This window comes from Delftia sp. UME58 (assembly GCF_014170385.1).
Lineage (GTDB): Bacteria > Pseudomonadota > Gammaproteobacteria > Burkholderiales > Burkholderiaceae_C > Comamonas > Comamonas acidovorans.
The window spans coordinates 152,414-170,448 of record NZ_LZZV01000011.1; the positions used below are offsets into that span (position 1 = coordinate 152,414).

Annotated in this window: 19 protein-coding genes and 1 riboswitch; of the genes, 7 read left to right on the forward strand and 12 right to left on the reverse strand. The window is 68.0% G+C overall.

Going from position 1 to position 18,035, the window contains the following annotated elements:
- Positions 1–9: 9 nt before the first annotated feature.
- Both A9976_RS02650 and A9976_RS02655 read right to left on the reverse strand, forming a co-directional pair.
- Positions 10–978 carry a tripartite tricarboxylate transporter substrate binding protein gene (locus tag A9976_RS02650; RefSeq protein ID WP_180288371.1) on the reverse strand — a complete coding sequence of 323 codons (969 nt, stop codon included), beginning with the start codon at positions 976–978 and terminating at the stop codon, positions 10–12.
- 91 nt (positions 979–1,069) lie between these two features.
- Positions 1,070–2,122 carry a CDP-6-deoxy-delta-3,4-glucoseen reductase gene (locus A9976_RS02655; RefSeq protein WP_012204115.1) on the reverse strand — a complete coding sequence of 351 codons (1,053 nt, stop codon included), beginning with the start codon at positions 2,120–2,122 and terminating at the stop codon, positions 1,070–1,072.
- Positions 2,123–2,191: 69 nt separating this feature from the next.
- On the opposite strand from A9976_RS02655, the gene A9976_RS02660 reads away from it, so the two are divergent.
- Entirely contained in the window at positions 2,192–3,211 is a 1,020-nt protein-coding gene (locus A9976_RS02660; RefSeq protein ID WP_183017697.1) for an SDR family oxidoreductase, read from the forward strand.
- A gap of 1 nt (position 3,212) precedes the next feature.
- Here A9976_RS02660 and A9976_RS02665 read toward each other — a convergent pair whose 3' ends face one another.
- Entirely contained in the window at positions 3,213–3,917 is a 705-nt protein-coding gene (locus A9976_RS02665; protein WP_183017698.1) for a DUF4124 domain-containing protein, read from the reverse strand.
- Positions 3,918–4,013: 96 nt separating this feature from the next.
- Positions 4,014–4,673, reverse strand: coding sequence for a hypothetical protein (locus tag A9976_RS02670; RefSeq protein WP_183017699.1), 660 nt, complete (start codon positions 4,671–4,673; stop codon positions 4,014–4,016).
- A 278-nt stretch (positions 4,674–4,951) separates the two neighbouring features.
- Positions 4,952–5,120, forward strand: a riboswitch (FMN riboswitch).
- A gap of 109 nt (positions 5,121–5,229) precedes the next feature.
- Between A9976_RS02670 and A9976_RS02675 the strand changes: the two genes are divergently transcribed.
- Together A9976_RS02675 and A9976_RS02680 are read left to right on the forward strand one after the other, a co-directional pair.
- Positions 5,230–5,772, forward strand: a complete 543-nt coding sequence (locus tag A9976_RS02675) for a 6,7-dimethyl-8-ribityllumazine synthase (RefSeq protein WP_183017700.1) — start codon at positions 5,230–5,232, stop codon at positions 5,770–5,772.
- Between the two features lie 175 nt (positions 5,773–5,947).
- Complete coding sequence (locus A9976_RS02680) at positions 5,948–7,087, forward strand: branched-chain amino acid ABC transporter substrate-binding protein (protein ID WP_071954671.1); 1,140 nt, start codon at positions 5,948–5,950, stop codon at positions 7,085–7,087.
- Between the two features lie 68 nt (positions 7,088–7,155).
- Here the strand turns inward: A9976_RS02680 and A9976_RS02685 are convergent, their stop codons facing one another.
- Positions 7,156–8,091 (reverse strand): LysR family transcriptional regulator, encoded by a 936-nt coding sequence (locus tag A9976_RS02685; protein ID WP_183017701.1) that lies wholly within the window; start codon positions 8,089–8,091, stop codon positions 7,156–7,158.
- A 123-nt stretch (positions 8,092–8,214) separates the two neighbouring features.
- Between A9976_RS02685 and A9976_RS02690 the strand changes: the two genes are divergently transcribed.
- The 3 genes from A9976_RS02690 (at position 8,215) to A9976_RS02700 (ending at position 10,658) form a co-directional block, all read left to right on the forward strand.
- A complete protein-coding gene (locus A9976_RS02690; protein ID WP_183017702.1) occupies positions 8,215–8,868 on the forward strand; it encodes an NAD(P)-dependent oxidoreductase in 654 nt (217 codons plus the stop codon).
- A 79-nt stretch (positions 8,869–8,947) separates the two neighbouring features.
- Entirely contained in the window at positions 8,948–9,337 is a 390-nt protein-coding gene (locus A9976_RS02695) for a VOC family protein (RefSeq protein ID WP_016448965.1), read from the forward strand.
- A 97-nt stretch (positions 9,338–9,434) separates the two neighbouring features.
- Entirely contained in the window at positions 9,435–10,658 is a 1,224-nt protein-coding gene (locus A9976_RS02700) for a sugar transporter (protein ID WP_183017703.1), read from the forward strand.
- 6 nt (positions 10,659–10,664) lie between these two features.
- On the opposite strand, the gene A9976_RS02705 is transcribed toward A9976_RS02700, so the two are convergent.
- Both A9976_RS02705 and A9976_RS02710 read right to left on the reverse strand, forming a co-directional pair.
- Positions 10,665–11,903 carry a cyanate transporter gene (locus tag A9976_RS02705; protein WP_183017704.1) on the reverse strand — a complete coding sequence of 413 codons (1,239 nt, stop codon included), beginning with the start codon at positions 11,901–11,903 and terminating at the stop codon, positions 10,665–10,667.
- 4 nt (positions 11,904–11,907) lie between these two features.
- Positions 11,908–12,369, reverse strand: coding sequence for a nucleoside deaminase (locus tag A9976_RS02710; protein ID WP_183017705.1), 462 nt, complete (start codon positions 12,367–12,369; stop codon positions 11,908–11,910).
- 117 nt (positions 12,370–12,486) lie between these two features.
- Here A9976_RS02710 and A9976_RS02715 point away from each other — a divergent pair, with 117 nt between their 5' ends.
- Complete coding sequence (locus A9976_RS02715) at positions 12,487–13,353, forward strand: LysR family transcriptional regulator (RefSeq protein ID WP_183017706.1); 867 nt, start codon at positions 12,487–12,489, stop codon at positions 13,351–13,353.
- Here the strand turns inward: A9976_RS02715 and A9976_RS02720 are convergent.
- The 5 genes from A9976_RS02720 to A9976_RS02740 all read right to left on the reverse strand — a co-directional run bounded on the left by A9976_RS02720 (position 13,350) and on the right by A9976_RS02740 (position 17,826).
- Positions 13,350–13,679 carry a type II toxin-antitoxin system YafQ family toxin gene (locus A9976_RS02720; RefSeq protein ID WP_183017707.1) on the reverse strand — a complete coding sequence of 110 codons (330 nt, stop codon included), beginning with the start codon at positions 13,677–13,679 and terminating at the stop codon, positions 13,350–13,352. The genes A9976_RS02715 and A9976_RS02720 overlap by 4 nt on opposite strands.
- Entirely contained in the window at positions 13,651–13,920 is a 270-nt protein-coding gene (locus A9976_RS02725) for a type II toxin-antitoxin system RelB/DinJ family antitoxin (RefSeq protein ID WP_183017708.1), read from the reverse strand. The genes A9976_RS02720 and A9976_RS02725 overlap by 29 nt, the downstream gene beginning before the upstream one ends.
- A gap of 160 nt (positions 13,921–14,080) precedes the next feature.
- The gene (locus A9976_RS02730) at positions 14,081–15,055 is read right to left on the reverse strand and encodes a tripartite tricarboxylate transporter substrate binding protein BugE (protein ID WP_012204128.1); all 975 of its coding nucleotides are present in this window, start codon (positions 15,053–15,055) and stop codon (positions 14,081–14,083) included.
- A gap of 137 nt (positions 15,056–15,192) precedes the next feature.
- Positions 15,193–16,440 (reverse strand): CaiB/BaiF CoA-transferase family protein, encoded by a 1,248-nt coding sequence (locus A9976_RS02735; protein WP_013803646.1) that lies wholly within the window; start codon positions 16,438–16,440, stop codon positions 15,193–15,195.
- A gap of 189 nt (positions 16,441–16,629) precedes the next feature.
- Entirely contained in the window at positions 16,630–17,826 is a 1,197-nt protein-coding gene (locus A9976_RS02740; RefSeq protein ID WP_183017709.1) for an acyl-CoA dehydrogenase, read from the reverse strand.
- Between the last annotated feature and the right edge of the window lie 209 nt (positions 17,827–18,035).

The window sequence follows — 18,035 nt, forward strand, 5'->3', positions numbered from 1 at the left end:
GGCCGGGCGTCAGTCCACCTTGGCGCCGGAGGCCTTGACGATGGGCTGGTACTTGGCGCGCTCGGCGGCCATGAACCTGTCGAATTCGGCGGGCGTGGAGGACACGGGTTCGGCCATCAGGGTCTCGAAGCGGGTCTTGGTCTCGGGCGCGGCCAGTGCATCGCCAAAGGCCCGGCTCAGCTTGTCCAGCACGGGCTTGGGCGTGCCGGCCGGGGCCACCAGGCCCCACCAGGTGTCGATGGCAAAGCCGGGGAAGGTCTTGGACAATGCGGGCACGCCGGGCAGCAGCGTGGTGGGGTTCAGCGAGGTCACGGCCAGCGCCTTGAGCTTGCCGGAGCGGATGTTGGGCGCTGCGGCGGCCAGGTTGTCGATGTTGAAGTCCACCTCGCCCGACAGCAGGGCCAGCTGGGCCGGGTTGGCGCCGCGATAGGGCACGTGAAGGGCGAAGATACCAGCCTTTTGCTTGAGCATTTCGCCGGCCAGGTGGCCCGCGCTGCCGTTGCCGCCGCTGCCGTAGTTGAGCTTGCCGGGGTTGGCCTTGGCGTAGGCGATCAGGTCGGCCACGCTGTGGATCTTGAGCTGCTCGGCACGGGCCGCGTTCATCACCAGCACATTGGGCACGCGCACCATCTGGGTGATGCCGGCGAAGTCCTTGCCCGCGTCATAGGGCATCTTGGCGTACAGCCAGGGATTGACGGCATGGGTGGCCGTGGCGGCCAGGCCGATGGTCATGCCATCCGGCGTGGCACGGGCAATGGCGTCGGCGCCGATGTTGCCGCCGGCGCCGGCCTTGTTGTCGATGATCACCACTCCCAGGGAATCACGCACCCGCTCGGCCAGCGCGCGCGAGGTGATGTCCAGCGGTCCGCCGGGCGCATAGGGCACGATCAGGCGGATGGGCTCTTGCGCCAGGGCAAGCGGGGAGGCCAGGGCAGCAGCGGCCGCCATGACCGAGAGAAGGCTGTTTCTACGGTTCATAGGGGCGCTATTGTGCAAAAAAATTGCGACACCTGGCGGTACGCAGGTATGCAGAGCAGTTTTTCTGCGTATTGATTGATCTGCCCTGGCTTCAGGCAGCCTTGTCGGCTTCCGTGGTGAATGCGTCGGCGTAGAACTCTTCGTCGGGCAGTCCACGCTGGTGCACATAGGCCTGGTGCGCGGAATCGACCACGATGGGCGCGCCGCAGGCATAGACCTGGTGGCCCGAGAGGTCGGCAAAATCGTCCAGCACGGCCTGGTGCACGAAGCCCGTGCGGCCGGTCCAGGCGTCTTCGGGCAGGGCATCCGAGACCACGGGCACGTAGCACAGCTGCGGCATGGCTTCGGCCTGTTCGCGCACCCAGGCGTCCATGTAGAGGTCTTCGGGGCGGCGGCCGCCCCAGTACAGGGTGACGGAGCGGTGGATGTCCTTGTGGCGGATGTGCTCCAGCAGCGCCTTGATGGGCGCGAAGCCCGTGCCCGAGGCCAGCAGGATGACGGGCTTGTCGCTGTCCTCGCGCAGGAAGAAGCTGCCGAACGGTCCTTCCACGCGCAGGATTTCCTTTTCCTTCATGGCGCCGAACACATGGTCGGTGAACTTGCCGCCCGGCATGTGTCGGATGTGCAGCTCCAGCCCCGGTGCCGTGTCCTGCACGTGGGGGGCCGTGGCCATGGAGTAGGCGCGGCGGGCGCCGTCGCGCAGGATGAACTCCACGTACTGGCCTGCGTGGTAGCGGAACTTGTCTGCGGCGGGCAGTTGCAGGCGCACCTGCATCACGTCGTGCGACTTCTTCTCCAGCGTGGCCACGCGCACGGGCATTTTCTTGATGGGAAAGGCGCTGGCATCGGTGACCTGGCGCGACTCCAGCACCACCGAGGTGGCCGGCCTGGCGCAGCAGGTGAGCACATAGCCGTCGGCCTCTTCCTGGGCGGTCAGCGCCTTGTCGGCATGCGGGCCATGGGTGACATCGCCACTGAGCTTCTTGCACTTGCAGGAACCGCAGGCACCGTCCTTGCAGCCATAGGGCAGGCCCACGCCGGAGCGGATGGCGGCGGCCAGGATGGTCTCGCTGCCCTGCGTGGCGAAGGCGCGGCCGCTGGGCTGTACGGTGATTTCGTGGGAAGCGTTGGCTATCTCGGTCATGTTCTCGGTATCCTCGGGGGCGCTGGCGGGCGCGTGGAGCGCGCCGGCGATCTTCTTTCCCGGACGGACATGCCGCTGCCGCGACCGGCGGCGCGCGGGTGGCCGCCCTCGCAACAGGCCAGGATTTTGCCCTCAAACCAAAACCCATTGGGCGCGCTGCCGGCGCGCTTTCGACGCGAACGCGTGCTCATCGTCGGCTGCGGCGACGTGGGGCTGCGCGTGGCTGGTGCATTGGCGGGCGCGCCCGGCGCGCGCTCCGGTGCCGCACGACGGGGCCCGCGCGTGCTGGCCCTGACGCGTGGCGCCGAGCGCCTGCAGGATCTGCGCGGGCGCGGCATCACGCCGCTGCCGGGCGATCTGGACGCGCCTGCCACGCTGCGCCGTCTGGCCGGCCTGGCCACGCGCGTCGTCCACCTGGCGCCGCCGCCCAATCCGCCCGCTGGCCAAGAGGGCTGGTGGCTGGACCCGCGCACCACGGCCCTGCTGCGCGTGCTGCGCCGTCGCGGCCGGCCGGCGAGCCTGGTCTATGGCTCGACCTCCGGCGTCTACGGCAACTGCGAGGGCACCTGGGTCGATGAAAGCCGCCCGCCCGCACCGGCCACGGCGCGTGCCCAGCGCCGCGTGAACGCCGAGCGTGCCGTGCGCTTTGCCGGCCGCGGCGGGCTGCGCGCCAGCATTTTGCGCATTCCGGGCATCTATGCGCCCGACCGGGAAAACGGCACGCCGCGTGGACGGCTGCTGCGCGGCACGCCACTGCTGTGCGCCGCAGAAGATGTCTACACCAACCACATCCATGCCGACGACCTCGCCCGCGCCTGCGTGCGGGCACTGTGGCGCGGCCGGCCGCAGCGCATCTACCACGCCAGCGACGATACGCAGCTGCGCATGGGGGACTATTTCGACTTTGCGGCCGATCTCTACGGCCTGCCGCGCCCCGCACGCATCACGCGCGAGCAGGCACAGCGCGAGCTGCCGGCCAGCCTGCTGAGCTTCATGGGGGAGTCACGCCGCCTGCGCAACCAGCGCCTGAAGGCCGAGCTGGGCCTGCGCCTGCGCTACCCCACCGTGGAGCAGGGCCTGCGCGCGTGAATCAGCGCGGATGGATGCCGCCGTTGGTGTCGTAGCAGCGGAATACGTTGCAGTGCGAGATGGGCGCCGAAGGCGGCAGCGGTTGCGGCGGCACGGGGCGCCCGACGATCCACGGCCGGTTGATGGCATTGGGCTGCAGTGCGCGCGATTGCTGCAGCTGTTCATAGGCCTTGGGGCCCAGGCAGGCCATTTCCATCTGCTGCTGGGCGGCCTGGCTGCGCGGGCCCCAGGTGGCGGGATCGGGGTCGGCCTCGGCCAGGATGGTGTCCAGGCGGCGGCGCGCCTGCTGGCAGGCAGGGGAGTCGCCGCTGTCGCGCTGGGCCGAGTTCTCGCGCTCGCGCCGGCTGCGTGCCTCGCGCTCCTGCTGCTGGGCACGTGTGCGGCGCTCGGCCTCTTCGCGGGCCATTTGCTGGTTCTTGCGCTCTATGGCGGCGGCGGACTGCGCGCGCTCGCGCTCCAGCTCTTCAGGGCTGGGGGCTTCCTGCACCTGCACGCGGTTTTCGCCGTCCTTGCAACTGCTGTTGGTGTAGGTGACGCGGCCGGTCTTGGCATCCGTGCAGCGGATGACCTGGGCCGAGGCCGACCCTGCGGCCAAGGCCGCCACCAGGGGAACAAGCGCCGTCAGCGCGGCCAGCGCCCGGGGCACGGCAGCCGATGAACGGCGGCCGTGTGCCGGGCGCTGGCAAAGGTCTCGGGTGCGGTGCATGGCGGTTTCCTTTCCCATCACAAGCGGCACAGGGATGTGGTGCATTGCCGATTATGGTGCGGCCCCCGGGGGCTGGAAATGCCGCCGGTCAGCCGTTCAACGCCAGTGGCGCGGATCCTGGGTGGGGTAGGGGTTGCCGCTGCCCTGGCTTTCGCGCTGCATGCGCTCGATGGCGCGTTGCTGCTGCTCGCGGTCGCGCTGCTGCTGATCCCGGTCGCGTTGCTGGCGCTCACGATCGCGTTGCTGCTGGCCCTGGTCGCGTTCGCGCTCCCGCTCCCGCTGCTGGCGCTCGGCTTCGCGGCGCTGCTGCTCCTGCATGCGTTCGCGCAACTGGCGGTCGCGGTCCTGTGCCTGGCGGTCACGGTCCCGGTCGCGCTCGCGCATTTCACGCTCGCGCTCCTGGCGGTCGCGCCAGGCGTCGCGGTTGCGCTCCTGCTGAATGCGCTCGCGCTCGTACTGCAGGCGATCGCGCTCACGCTGCAGGCGCTGGCGCTCGTACCAGCCGTTGTCGGGATAGGCGGGCTGCGTGGGATAGGAGGGGTAGATGACACCGCCGCCAGAGGGGTAGCTGGGGTAGGTCGGGTAGCTGGGATAGCTGGGGTAGCCGGAGCCCATGTCCGAGTAGCCATCGGGCGGCACGGCGCAGGCGGTGACCAGGGCGGCGAGGCCAAGGCCGGCCAGCAGGCGCAGCATGCGCAGGGGGCGCAGGTCACGCTGCTGGTGTGGCTGCGCGGTGGGGGCGTTGGAACGGGGCATGGTATGGGGTCCGGGCAAAGGCGTGTTTCCTGTCTGGATCTCTTCCTATGACGTTTGACAGGCCGTATCGGTTGACCTGGGTCGTACTGGCAAGGCAACAAGGGCGACAGCGAAGCTTCTATTTTGATAGCAATTCGCCCATATTCTGTAGGTGTCGCCAGATGAATTGTGCAGGCGTGGTGCGCGATGGTGGCCGCTGTCCCGGCTGCGGCAATGGCTTGCGGGCACGGCTACAATGGCCTCTGTCTTTGGCGGCGCGCAGTCCGTGCGCCGCAAAGCAGCGTTCTCAGGGCGGGGCGAAATTCCCCACCGGCGGTATCTGGATCTGTCTTTCGGCATGTGTCCAGGAGCCCGCGAGCGCCCGGCAAGCCGCAAGGCCGGCCGGGGTCAGCAGATCTGGTGAGATGCCAGAGCCGACGGTCACAGTCCGGATGAAAGAGATCGCGCAGCACCTGCATGGCAGGCGCCATGCCCATGGTTTTCCCATGGGCTGCGCCGCGCCATGCGGCGCCATGGCGCGCGCCCTGATTCATTTGTCTCATCTTGAAAGAGCACCATGAATCAGACTCCTGTCTCCTTGAATTTCTCCGCACACGGCACGGCCTCGGGCACGCCGTGGAGGGCCGTCGCGGGCCGCAGCCGCGTGGCCGTCATCTGCGCGAGCTGGCATACCGATGTCGTGCATCAGGCGCGCGACTCCATGGTGGCCGAGCTGCAGGCCCAGGGCGTGGCTGCGCAGAACATCAGCCACTTCAACGTGCCCGGCGCCTTCGAGATCCCGCTGCTGGCCAAGAAGCTGGCCGACACTGGCCGCTTCGACGCCATCGTCGCCTGCGCTCTGGTGGTCAATGGCGGCATCTACCGCCATGAGTTCGTGTCCTCGGCCGTGATCGACGGCCTGATGCGCGTGCAGCTCGATACCGAAGTGCCGGTGTTCTCCGCCGTGCTCACGCCGCGCGATTTCCATGAACATGGCGACCATGTGGAGTTCTTCCGCGCCCACTTCGTGAAGAAGGGCGTGGAGGTGGCCCATGCCTGCCTGGCGGCCCTGGACCAGCTGGCCCAGGTGCAGGCGCTGGGCCAGGCGCGCGCGGCCTGAGTTGCAAGCATCGCCTGCGTCGCCGGTTGCGGCGCGCCACCCAGCACAGCTTTGGGTGGGGACGGATGCTCGTAAACACTGAGTTGGTGCCGAGTGTCGCGGCCCCGTCACGCGGCATTGCCAAGCCGCGATGACGGGAATAACGTGACGGCCTGTTTCAACTGAGGAGTGCGCGATGAAGATGTCCCGGAAGTTGTGTATTGCGGCCGTCGTGGCCGTCGTGGCCGGCATGGGTGGCGTGGCCATGGCCCAGGAGCAGGTGATCCGCATCGGCCACATCGGCCCCGTGTCCGGTCCCCAGGCCAATTTCGGCAAGGACAACGAAAACGGCGTGCGCATGGCCATCGACGAGCTCAATGCCAAGGGCATGGAGATCGCCGGCAAGAAGGTCAAGTTCCAGCTGGTCGCCGAAGACGATGTGGCCGATCCCAAGCAGGGCACGGCCGCTTCGCAGAAGCTGTGCGACGACAAGGTCGCGGGCGCCGTGGCCTTCCTCAACTCGGGCGTGGCCATTCCCTCGTCCAAGGTCTTCCAGGACTGCGGCATTCCCATGATCACGGGCGCGGCCACCAACCCCGACCTGACCAAGCCCGGCTGGAACACCACCTACCGCGTGATCGCCAACGACAACGCCTTGGGCGCGGCACTGGCCAAGTACGCGGCGCAGACGCTCAAGCTCAAGACCGTGGCCATCATCGATGACCGCACGGCCTATGGCCAGGGCCTGGCCAATGTGTTCAAGAAGGATGCGGAAAAGCTGGGCGTGAAGGTCGTGGCCTCGGAGTTCACGAACGACAAGGCCACGGACTTCATGGCCATCCTGACCTCGATCAAGGCCAAGAAGCCCGATGGCATCTTCTACGGCGGCATGTACGGCCAGGCCGGCCCCATGCTGCGCCAGATGGCCCAGCTGGGCCTGAACGATGCCAAGTACTTCGGCGGCGACGGCCTGTGCGTGCCCGAGCTGGCCAAGGTGGCCGCCGGTGCCAAGCCGCTGGACAACGTGATCTGCGCCGATGGCGGCGCCTCGCTGGCCAAGATGCCCGGCGGCACGGAATGGAAGAAGCGCTACGACGCCAAGTACCCCGGCCAGTTCCAGGTCTACAGCCCGTACTTCTACGACGCCACCATGATGCTGGCCGACGCCATGAAGCGCGCCAACTCCTGGGACCCCAAGGTCTACATCCCCTTCCTGCAGAAGGCCGACTACTCGGGCGTGACCTCGAAGATCGCCTTCGAGAAGAACGGCGAGATGAAGAACCCCTCGTACACGCTGAGCGTGTTCAAGAACGGCCAGAAGACAGCCCTCGACTGAGAGCCTGTCCCCCCTTCGTTTTCATGCCCGCCCCGTGCGGGCTTTTTTTCGTCCGCTGTCCATGCTCCTCAGGCCGGGGCAGGCGCATCGACCACGCCCGGCAACCGGGCCAGATAGGCCTGCAAGGCAGCGATGGCCTGGCGCACCTTGGCGGGCTGGGCCTGGCGCTGCGGGGTGACGGCCCAGATGTCCAGGCCGCCGAAGTCCCAGTCCGGCAGCAGGCGCACCAGGCGGCCTTCGGCCACGGTGTCGGCCACGTCCATGCTGCCCAGCAGGGCCAGGCCCAGGCCGGCCTCGCACATCTGCTGGATGGACAGCTGGTTGTTGCTGGCCACATGGGGCAGCACCTGCAGGCTGTAGGTCTCGCCCGTGTCAGGGTGGCGCGCCTCGGCACGCAGGGCCTGGCCCTGGCCCTCGCGCGCCAGGCCCAGCCAGCGCATGCTGGCCAGCGGTGCCGGGTGGCGCCAGGCCGCGCCGCCACCCTGGGCCTGCATCCATGCGGGCGAGGCGCACAGCCAGTTGCGCATGGCGCCCAGGCGCCGGGCGGCCCAGCCGGAATCGGCCAGCCGGCCAAAGCGCAAGGCCAGGTCGATGCGGCTCTGAATGAGGTCGATGGGCGCGTCGTCCACATCCAGGTGCAGGCGCAGCGCAGGGTGCCGGGCCAGCCAGTGGCCCAGGGCCGGCGCGATGTGGCGCGCAAATCCCACGGTGGCCGACAGGCGCAGCTCGCCGCCGGGCTCGTCGCGCGCGGCGGCCAGCTCGGCCCGCGCCTGGCTGGCGGCCTGGGCCATGGCGGCGCACTGCTGGTAGTAGCGCTCGCCCGTGTCGGTGAGCGCGATCTGCCGGGTGGAGCGGTGCAGCAGGGTGACGCCGCCATCGCGTTCGAGCTGGCGTACCTGCTGGCTCACGGCCGAGGGGCTCATGCCCAGGGCACGCGCGGCGGCGCTCATGGAGCCGTGCTGCACCACGGCGGCGAAAACGGCCATGCGTTTGTAGTCGTCCATGGGTTGTATTGTGAAGCTGTGCTTCAAGGTCTTGGTAAAAATTGCCGTCTACCGCATGCATTGTGAACGGCGTAATCTCAATGCCATCGTGAACAGGCGCCCTGGCGCCATAAAGGACCGAAGATGAAAGTGGCATTGATTGGCGCAACCGGCTTTGTGGGTTCGGCGGTATTGAAGGAGCTGCTGCAGCGCGGCCATGAGGTCGTGGCCCTGGTGCGCGACCCCGCCAAGCTGGCGGCCCAGCCGCGGCTGCAGGCCGTGCAGGCCGATGTACTGGACGCCGCCGCCGTGCAGCGCGCCGTGGCGGGCGCGGACGCCGTGGTCAGCGCCTACAACGCGGGCTGGGGCAATCCCGACATCTATGAGGATTTCATGCGCGGCTCGCGCGCCATCGTGGCGGGCACCAAGGCGGCCGGCATCAAGCGCTACCTGGTGGTCGGCGGCGCAGGCAGCCTCTACATCGCACCCGGCAAGCAACTGGTGGACACGCCCGAGTTCCCGGCCGCCATCAAGCCCGGCGCCTCGGCTGCCCGCGATGCCCTCGACGATCTGCAAAAGGAGCAGGGCCTGGACTGGACGATGCTGAGCCCGCCCATTGCCCTGCACCTGGGCGACCATGGCGAACGCACAGGCCAATACCGCACGGGCAAGGATGAGCCGCTGATGCAGGCCGATGGCCAGCCCGGCACGATTTCGGCAGCGGACCTGGCCGTGGCCCTGGTCGATGCGCTGGACAAGGGACTGCACCTGCGCCAGCGCTTCACTGTCGCTTACTGAACACCTGCGCCAGTCCGCTGGTGCCGCAGCGGTCTCCATGGCATGCTGGTGTCCGTCATGAACAGGCAGGAGCACAGCCATGATCGACCACACGGGAATCCTCGTATCGGACTTCGACCGCAGCCGGGAGTTTTACGCGCGGGCGCTGGCTCCCCTGGGCTACGAGATCCTGATGGAGCTGTCCGCCGAGCTCACGGGCCACGGCGACACTGCGGGCTTTGGCGAACCGCCCAAGCCCGACTTCTGGATCACCGGCGGCGAGCCCAACCAGCCGCCCATCCATGTGGCCTTTCGCGTGGACAATCGCAACATGGTCGATGATTTCCACGCGGCAGCCCTGGCCGCCGGCGGGCGCTGCAATGGCGAGCCGGGCCTGCGACCGCACTACCACGACGACTATTACGCGGCCTTCGTGCTCGACCCCGACGGTCACAACATCGAGGCCGTCTGCCACCTGCCACCCGCCTGAGTCTCCCTGGCGGCACTGGGGCTTGCGCGGCGGCTGACATCAGGCCGTCGCATGGCGCAGCACAATATTGCGCTGCAACAAACAGCCCCACGCTTTCATGCCCCCTTCCGTTTCCGCTGCGGCCGGTTCCGTTCCCGCGTCTTCCACTCCCACGGCTGCCCAGGCCTGGCTCAGCGTGATCGCCCTGGCGCTGGGCGCCTTCGTCTTCAATACCACCGAGTTCGTGCCCGTGGGTCTGCTCAGCAGCATTGGCGCGAGCTTTTCCATGCCCACCGAGCAGGTCGGGCTGATGCTGACCATCTACGCCTGGATCGTGGCCCTGGCCTCGCTGCCCTTCATGCTGCTCACGCGCAACGTGGAGCGGCGCAAGCTGCTCATGGGCGTGTTCGCGCTGTTCGTGGCCAGCCACGTGCTGTCGGGCGTGGCCTGGAGCTTTGCCTCGCTCATGGTCAGCCGCATCGGCATTGCGCTGTCGCACGCGGTGTTCTGGTCCATCACCGCCTCGCTGGCCGTGCGCGTGGCGCCGCCCGGCAGGAAGGCCGTGGCGCTGAGCCTGCTGGCCACCGGTACCTCCATGGCCATGGTGCTGGGCATTCCGCTGGGCCGCATCGTGGGCGAATGGCTGGGCTGGCGCACGACGTTCCTGGCCGTGGGCGGGGTGGCCGCCATCGTGATGGTGGCCCTGGCGCGGCTGCTGCCGCGCCTGCCCAGCGAGAACGCGGGCAACCTGGCCAGCGTGCCCATGCTGCTGAGCCGCCCGGCGCTGCTGTCCATCTATATCCTGCTGGTGGTCGTGATCACCGGGCAGTTCACGGCCTACAGCTATATCGAGCCCTTCGTGCAGGACATCGCGGGCTTCGAGGGCAAGGTGACCACGGCCGTGCTGCTGCTGTACGGCGGCATGGGCATCGTGGGCAGCGTGATGTTCAGCTGGTGGGGCCTGCGCCATCCGCGCGGCTTTCTGCTGGCCGCCATTGGCATGCTGTCGGCCAGCCTGCTGATGCTGGTGCCGGCCTCGGGCCATGAGGCATCGCTCTACGTGATGAGCTCGGTCTGGGGTGTCGCCATGATCTGCTTCGCCCTGGCCATGCAGTCCCAGGTGCTCAAGCTGGCGGCCGACGCCACCGACGTGGGCATGTCCATGTTCTCGGGCATCTTCAACATCGGCATTGGCGGCGGTGCGCTGCTGGGCAGCCAGGTCAGCATGCACGCGGGCATGCAGAACATCGGCTGGATCGGCGGCGGCCTGGTGGCGCTGGGCCTGGCCTGGTGCATCTGGGCCTTCGTGCGCTGGTCGGCCGGCTTCCAGGCCGCGCACTGAAGCGGGTCAGTCGCCGGGTGCCCGCATGGCCTGGGCGTAGCGCTGCGGCGCCAGGCGGGACACCAGCACGCAGACCACGAGCACGGCGGCCATCTGGGCCAGCCAGCCGGCGCCGAATCCGCCCGTGAACTGGTGCAGCCGGGCGATCACATAGGGCGCCAGCGCCGCAATCAGAAAGCCGCCGCCCTGCATCAGCGCGTTGAGCGCACCGGCCTGCGTGGGGTGGTGAAGATGGTCCAGCGCCACCACCATCATCAGCGCGAAGCAGCCACCCAGGCCGATGCCGAGGATGACGATGTTGAGCAGCGGCGCCGCATCGGGCCACCAGGCCAGCGCGGCCAGGCCGATGATCTGGCACAGCAGCGTGAACCCCAGCCACGGCCGCCGGTCGGCATGGCGCGAAGCCAGCACGGGCAGTCCCAGAGCTGCGCTGGCCTGGGCCACCGACAGCAGGGCGACCAGGCCGCCGCTTTGCGCGGGGCTCCAGCCATGGGCCTGATAGAAGGGCGCAAGCCAGGCCACCATGGCCGCATAGCCGCCGTTGATGAGGCCGAAGCAGGCCATCAGCAGCCAGGTGCGCGGGCGCCGGCGCAGCCAGCCGGTGTCTTGCGGGGCGTTGGCTCCGGTCATGAGCGCCGGACCCGGCAATGTGCTCAGCGCATGCCGCGCCAACACCAGGGCCAGCAGGGCGGGCGCAGTCCAGAGCGCCAGCGCAAAGCGCCAGTCCAGCCCCCATTGCACGGCCAGCGGCGAAATCTGGGCACCGAGCGCCCCGCCGCCCATGAGCGCAGCCGAGTACAGCCCCATCATCTGGGCCATGCGTGCGGGCGACTGGCGCTTGATCAGGCCCGGCAGCACGCCTTGCACCAGGGCCACGCCAGCGCCGCACAGCGCGGCCGTGGCCAGCAGGGTGGCCGCACTGGAGCCCGCCACGCGCAGCGCGCAGCCCAGCGCAATCACCGCCAAGGACCCGACCACGGCGCGACGCGGACCCAGGCGCCGCAGCGCGGCCGGGGCCAGCCAGGCGCCCACGCCCATCAACGCCATGGGCAGCAGCGTCAGCCAGGACAGCGTGGACAGATCCATGCCGGTGGCGGACTGTATCTGCGGGCCCAGCGGGCCGATGGCCGTGAGAAACGGGCGCAGGTTCAGCGTGACCAGGACCACGGTGGCCAGCCACAGCGCCGTTGGAATGGCGTGCGCTGCGGCAGGCGCCTCGGTGCGCGCGGGCGCAATGGACGACATGGCTTCAGGCCCAGGGGACGTTGCCATACAGCTGGGCCGCCGTGATGCCCGTGTCCAGCCGCGTCAGGGGCAACGGTGGCGGCTGCAGCGGCATGCGCAGCCGCTGGTAGGCGCCTTCGCTGGACAGGCCGTAGGGCTGGGCATCCGCGTTGTCGAAGGCGAAGAAAACCTGCTCGGCCCCGGCCATCACCAGCGCGGCCAGGCACATGGGGCAGGGGTGGCCGCTCGCGTAGATGGTGCAGCCAGCCAGGCTGGGGTTGGCCTGGGCGCGCGTGCCTGCGCGCAGCGCCTGCATTTCGGCATGGGCGCTGGGATCATGGCTTTGCACGATCTCGTTGACGCCCGTGGACAGGATCTGCCCCTCGCGCGCGAGCAGGGCGCCGAAGGGCCGGCCGCCCCGCAGGCGGTTGTCGTGCGCCAGCTGCACGGCATGGCGCAGCAGGCGGATGTGTTCTTGTTCTTGCATGGGGATGGCTGGGCAATCGGGAGCTGAGGCCGCAGTCTAGGACGGGAGCCATCAATTGGAAAATTAAATGATCAAATGCTGGGCAGTGACAAAGCCACTGGAACCCATCCAAGCCCCATGCAGCCCTCTTCCATAGACCCCACCCTGCTGCGCAGCTTCTGCGCCGTGGCCGAAACCGGCAGCTTCACGCGTGCGGCTCAGGGCGTGCACCTCACCCAGTCCACGGTCAGCCAGCAGATCCGCAGGTTGGAGGAGCAAATGGGCTGCACGCTGCTGGACCGCAGCGGGCGCCATGTGGAATGCACGCTGGAAGGAGAGCGCTTGCTGGCCTATGCGCAGCGCATCCTCGCCCTCATGGACGAGGCCGTGGAGCAGTTGGCTGGCGCCACCGAAGCCGTGCTGCGCATCGGTGTTCCCGAGGACTTTGCCGGCAATGCCTTGATGCCCGCCTTGGGCGCGCTGGCGCGCAGCCAGCCGCAGTTGCGCCTGGAGCTGACCAGCGGGTTGTCGCAGGCGATATGGCAGCAGTTCCAGGCCGGCGAGCTGGACCTGGCCATCGTCAAGCAGCGCAGCGGCAGCACGCCCGGCATGGCGCGCTGGCCCGAACCGCTGGCCTGGATAGACAGTGCGCCGCATCCCTGCCACGGGATGGATCCCTTGCCCCTGGTGGTATTTCCGCAGGGCGGCCTGTACCGCAGCGAGATGACGCATGCGCTGGATGCCGCCGGCCGGCGCTGGCGCCTGGCCTATGTGAGCGCCAGCCTGGCCAGCCTGGAAGCCGCCGTGGAGCAGGGCCTGGGCGTGAGCCTGCTGCCGCGCAGGCTGGTCGGGCCCGGCCACCGCCTGCTCGACGACATGACCGGCTTCGCCTCCGTGCCTGATGTGGAAGTGGCACTGCACGTGCGCGCCCAGTTGTCGGCGCCGGGCCGGCGTCTGGCTGAGCGCCTGTGCGAGGTGTGTGAGGCGTTGCTGGGTGTGTCTTAGTCGAACAGCTCGGCGTGCGTGCCGGCTCGCACGAAAATGATCGATTCGTTGGTGCCCTGGCCATCGAGCCGGTAGATCAGCAGGAAATCGCCCCCCACGTGGCACTCCCTGTGATCGGCCCAGTCGCCGGTGAGGGCATGGTCCAGCCACTGAGGCTCCAGGGGGGCGTCGTTGGCAATCAGCCGCAGCATGGCCTCCTTCAACCGCTTCATGTCATGGCGGCCGGAATGAGACAGCCGGACCCAGTCCTTGGCGAAAGCCTTGGTCCGGTCCGATGCGCGGGGAAGGACTGCGCGCTTACTGCCCGCTGCCTTTTTCGAGGTCATGGAGCAAATCGTCCGCGGTGGCAAAGCGTGCCTTGCGCATGGCGCGTGCCTCCTGCATGGCTGCGCGCGTCTCGGCGTTGGGTGCCCTGAGGTCGAAGGGCAATTGCTGGTCGGTCACCACGCGCATCAGGAAGACACGTACGGCATCCGACACCGTCAAGCCCATGCTGGCCAGGGTTTCGGCGGCCTGTGCCTTGATCTCTTCATCCACGCGCACGTGGATCATGGTGGTGGTTGCCATGGTGTGCTTCTGCAAAAAGGGGTGAGATACATTGTATCTCGCAGAGCAAAAGACAGGTAAGCAGGCATGTTGGTGGGATGTCGCTTGGCGGCTCCAGCCTTCGATCCCTGCAACAAAAATCCCCGCCGTGGCGGGGAGGGGCGGTGGGTGACGCGCAGGCTCAATCCATCGTCAGGTTCTGCTTTTGCACCACGTCCTTGTAGACCGCCAGTTCGGCCTTGATCTCTTCAAAGAAGTGCTCGGGCGTGTCGGCCACGATCAGCGAGCCGGTTTCCTCGATGCGCTTCTTGATGGCGGGGTCCTGCAGCACCTTGCGCGTGGCGGCGTTGACCTTGTCCACGATGTCGCGCGGCAGGTTCTTGGGGCCGACGATGCCGTAGTAGGCCATGCGGTTGACGGGGGCCAGGCCCACTTCCTTGAAGGTGGGCACATCGGGCAGGGCGGCCAGGCGCTGGGGCGCGGCCACCACGATGGGCACCAGGCGCTTTTCCTTGACGAAGCCCAGGGCCGAGGGCAGGTTGTCGAAGATCAGCGGAACCTGGCCCGCCACGGCGTCGTTCAGCGCGGGGCCGCTGCCGCGGTAGGGCACGTGGGTGATGTCGGTGCCCGTGGACAGCTTGAACATCTCCATCATCAGATGGGTGATGCTGCCGTTGCCGGGCGAGGCGTAGGAGTACTTGCCGGGGTTCTTCTTCACCTCGGCCAGGAACTCCTGGTAGTTCTTGCCCGCGAACTTGGGGTTGGCCGCAATGATGTTGGGCGTGGCCGCGATGTTCACGATGGGCGTGAAGTCGGTCAGCACGTTGTACGGGATCTTGGGGTTGATCGCCGGGTTGGTGGCCGTGGTGGACACGGTGGCGATGCCCAGGCTGTAGCCATCGGGCTGGGAGCGCGCCGTCTCGGCCGCGCCGATGCTGCCGCCGCCGCCGCCCTTGTTCTCGACCACCACGGGCTGGCCCAGGGCGCGGCCCAGCGGCTCGGCCACGATGCGCGCGATCAGGTCGGTGGTGCCGCCGGCCGCGAAGGGCACGAGCAGCTTGATGGGCTTGGTGGGGTAGCCCTGGGCATGGGCTGCGCCCGAAAGCGCGAGGGCGCCGAGGATGCCGGCGAGCGCGATGCGGGAGGTGTGAGTCATGGTGTTGTCTCCTTGAATGGATGTTGTGGACGTTTGTTGTGAGGCACCGACGGGCAGGAAAGCAGGATTCGTTAGGGCATACGTATGACGGTGCTTGAGCTGAGGGATGTTGAGGCGGTGTTGCGCGGCGCTGGCGATCAGACCACGCCGCGCGAGCGCAGCGCCTGGATGGCCATGGGCGCAATGCCCAGTTCGCCCAGCACTTCATCGGTGTGCTGGCCCAGGGAGGGCGGTGCGCTGCGCAGCACGGGCGGGGTGTCGCTCAGCCGCATGGGGCTGGCCACGCCGGCGATGCGCGAGATGCCGTCGCCGGCCTCGCGCGGCAGCTCGACGCGTATGCCGCGTGCGCGCACCTGCGGGTCGTCGAAGGCCTGGGCGATGGTGTTGATGGGGCCGCAGGGCACGGCCTTGTCTTCCAGCAGCGCAATCCATTCGGCCGTGCCGCGTGTCTTCATGAGGGGCACCATCCGCTCCAGCAGCGCCTGGCGGTTGCGCACGCGGGCGGTGTTGGTGGCAAAGCGCTCGTCCTGCGCCCAGCCGGCTTCGCCGACGGCGGCGCAAAAGCGCGCGAACTGCCCGTCATTGCCAATGGCCAGCAGCACGTTGCCGTTGGCCGTGGCGAAGTCCTGGTAGGGCGCCAGGCTGGGGTGGATGTTGCCGGCGCGGCCCGGCGATTCGCCCGTGGCCAGAAAGCCGGCAGCCTGGTTGGCCAGCACGGCCATGCCCACGTCGAGCAGGGCCATGTCGATGTGCTGGCCCCGGCCCGAGGCCTGGCGCGCATGCAGCGCGGCCAGGATGGCATTGCTGGCATACAGGCCCGTGAAGACATCGATCACGGCCACGCCCACCTTGAGCGGGCCGCCTCCGGGCGCCTCGTCGGCATGGCCGGTGATGCTCATCAGCCCGCACATGGCCTGCACCATGAGGTCGTAGCCCGCGCGCTCGGCATACGGGCCGGTCTGGCCGAAACCCGTGACCGAGCAATAGATCAGGCGCGGGTTGAGCGCCTTGAGGCTTTCGTAGTCCAGCCCGTACTGCGCCAGGCCACCGACCTTGAAGTTCTCCACCAGCACGTCGGCCCCTGCCGCCATCTGGCGAATCAGCTGCTGGCCATCGGGGGTGGACATGTCGATGGTGACCGAGCGCTTGTTGCGGTTGCAGGCCGTGAAATAGCTGGCCTCCTGCGTGGCCTGCCCATCGTCGCGCGGCAGGAATGGAGGCCCCCAGTGGCGCGTGTCGTCGCCGGCCACGGGCCGCTCGACCTTGATCACATCGGCACCCAGGTCGGCCAGCGTCTGCGTGCACCAGGGCCCGGCCAGCACGCGGGAAAGATCAAGCACCTTGATGCCAGCCAATGCAGCCGGCGCGGAGGATGTGGAGGACATGAGAGGGAAGAAATATGAGCGCGCCCGATGCCGCTGGTAGTTCAACTGAGTGCTTGAGCTTCCATCCCCCATAGCGTGCGAGACGGACGCTGCCCAAGCGAGAGACGCCGAGCAAGAGCCGCCTCGCGGCGAGGGCGTCGTCCCCCTCCGCGAAGCGAGAAGGGGGAAGGCGCGAAGCGCCTCAGGGGGTCAGTTGGCAAAAGCTGCGATGCCAGTCTGAGCACGGCCCAGGATCAGCGCATGCACATCGTGCGTGCCTTCGTAGGTGTTGACCACTTCCAGGTTGACCAAGTGGCGGGCCACGCCGAACTCGTCGCTGATGCCGTTGCCACCCATCATGTCGCGCGCCATGCGGGCAATGTCCAGCGACTTGCCGCAGTTGTTGCGCTTGATCAGCGAGGTGATCTCGATCACGTTCTGGTGCTCGTCCTTCATGCGGCCCACGCGCAGCGCGGCCTGCAGGCCCAGGGTGATCTCGGTCTGCATGTCGGCCAGCTTCTTCTGGATCAGCTGGTTGGCAGCCAGGGGACGGCCGAACTGCTTGCGGTCCAGCGTGTACTGGCGCGCCGTGTGCCAGCAGAACTCGGCTGCGCCCAGGGCGCCCCAGGCAATGCCGAAGCGTGCGCTGTTCAGGCAGGTGAAGGGGCCCTTGAGGCCGCGCACCTCGGGGAAGGCGTTTTCCTCGGGAACGAAGACGTCGTCCATCACGATCTCGCCCGTGATGGAGGCGCGCAGGCCCACCTTGCCGTGGATGGCCGGGGCCGACAGGCCCTTCATGCCCTTGTCCAGGATGAAGCCGCGGATCTCGCCCACATGGCCGTCCTCGGTCACTTCCTTGGCCCAGACCACGAACACGTCGGCCACGGGGCTGTTGGTGATCCACATCTTGTTGCCCTTGAGGCGGTAGCCGCCGTCCACCTTGTAGGCGCGGCTGGACATGCTGCCGGGGTCGGAGCCGTGGTCGGGCTCGGTCAGGCCGAAGCAGCCGATGAACTCGCCGCTGGCCAGCTTGGGCAGGTACCGGTTCTTCTGGTCTTCGGTGCCGAATTCATTGATGGGCACCATCACCAGCGAGCTTTGCACGCTGGCCATGGAGCGGTAGCCCGAGTCCACGCGTTCGATCTCGCGTGCCACCAGGCCGTAGCTGACGTAGTTCAGGCCGGCGCCACCGTATTGCGTGGGAATGGTGGGGCCCAGCAGGCCCAGCTCGCCCATCTCGCGGAAGATGCTCACGTCGGTCTTTTCGTGGCGGAACATCTCCAGCACGCGGGGTGCCAGCTTCTCCTGGCAGTAGGCATGGGCCGCATCGCGGATCATGCGCTCGTCCTCGCTCAGTTGCTGGTCGAGTTGGAAGGGGTCATCCCATTGGAAGCTGTTGCGGGCCATGGTGTCGTATCTCCAAAAACAAAGAGGTCAAGGGCGGGAGCCGCTGCCACGTGCGGTGTCAACGCGGTGCCGGGCAGGCCGCCGCCGTGTAGCGTCGTTGCGCTGCATCTTAGAAGCGGGCCTGGGCGTGGCGCAAACGATGTTTGTTCATCCATGAATGCGTAAAGCGCATGTATGGACTTCATGCTGCGGGTTATTCCCTATGATGT

What these genes read in the sequence shown, in the direction of transcription:
- A9976_RS02650 (WP_180288371.1), bottom strand. Translation starts at nt 978, where the DNA reads ATGAACCGTAGAAACAGCCTTCTCTCGGTCATGGCGGCCGCTGCTGCC.
- A9976_RS02655 (WP_012204115.1), bottom strand. Translation starts at nt 2,122, where the DNA reads ATGACCGAGATAGCCAACGCTTCCCACGAAATCACCGTACAGCCCAGC.
- A9976_RS02660 (WP_183017697.1), top strand. Translation starts at nt 2,192, where the DNA reads ATGCCGCTGCCGCGACCGGCGGCGCGCGGGTGGCCGCCCTCGCAACAG.
- A9976_RS02665 (WP_183017698.1), bottom strand. Translation starts at nt 3,917, where the DNA reads ATGCACCGCACCCGAGACCTTTGCCAGCGCCCGGCACACGGCCGCCGT.
- A9976_RS02670 (WP_183017699.1), bottom strand. Translation starts at nt 4,673, where the DNA reads ATGCCCCGTTCCAACGCCCCCACCGCGCAGCCACACCAGCAGCGTGAC.
- A9976_RS02675 (WP_183017700.1), top strand. Translation starts at nt 5,230, where the DNA reads ATGAATCAGACTCCTGTCTCCTTGAATTTCTCCGCACACGGCACGGCC.
- A9976_RS02680 (WP_071954671.1), top strand. Translation starts at nt 5,948, where the DNA reads ATGAAGATGTCCCGGAAGTTGTGTATTGCGGCCGTCGTGGCCGTCGTG.
- A9976_RS02685 (WP_183017701.1), bottom strand. Translation starts at nt 8,091, where the DNA reads ATGGACGACTACAAACGCATGGCCGTTTTCGCCGCCGTGGTGCAGCAC.
- A9976_RS02690 (WP_183017702.1), top strand. Translation starts at nt 8,215, where the DNA reads ATGAAAGTGGCATTGATTGGCGCAACCGGCTTTGTGGGTTCGGCGGTA.
- A9976_RS02695 (WP_016448965.1), top strand. Translation starts at nt 8,948, where the DNA reads ATGATCGACCACACGGGAATCCTCGTATCGGACTTCGACCGCAGCCGG.
- A9976_RS02700 (WP_183017703.1), top strand. Translation starts at nt 9,435, where the DNA reads ATGCCCCCTTCCGTTTCCGCTGCGGCCGGTTCCGTTCCCGCGTCTTCC.
- A9976_RS02705 (WP_183017704.1), bottom strand. Translation starts at nt 11,903, where the DNA reads ATGTCGTCCATTGCGCCCGCGCGCACCGAGGCGCCTGCCGCAGCGCAC.
- A9976_RS02710 (WP_183017705.1), bottom strand. Translation starts at nt 12,369, where the DNA reads ATGCAAGAACAAGAACACATCCGCCTGCTGCGCCATGCCGTGCAGCTG.
- A9976_RS02715 (WP_183017706.1), top strand. Translation starts at nt 12,487, where the DNA reads ATGCAGCCCTCTTCCATAGACCCCACCCTGCTGCGCAGCTTCTGCGCC.
- A9976_RS02720 (WP_183017707.1), bottom strand. Translation starts at nt 13,679, where the DNA reads ATGACCTCGAAAAAGGCAGCGGGCAGTAAGCGCGCAGTCCTTCCCCGC.
- A9976_RS02725 (WP_183017708.1), bottom strand. Translation starts at nt 13,920, where the DNA reads ATGGCAACCACCACCATGATCCACGTGCGCGTGGATGAAGAGATCAAG.
- A9976_RS02730 (WP_012204128.1), bottom strand. Translation starts at nt 15,055, where the DNA reads ATGACTCACACCTCCCGCATCGCGCTCGCCGGCATCCTCGGCGCCCTC.
- A9976_RS02735 (WP_013803646.1), bottom strand. Translation starts at nt 16,440, where the DNA reads ATGTCCTCCACATCCTCCGCGCCGGCTGCATTGGCTGGCATCAAGGTG.
- A9976_RS02740 (WP_183017709.1), bottom strand. Translation starts at nt 17,826, where the DNA reads ATGGCCCGCAACAGCTTCCAATGGGATGACCCCTTCCAACTCGACCAG.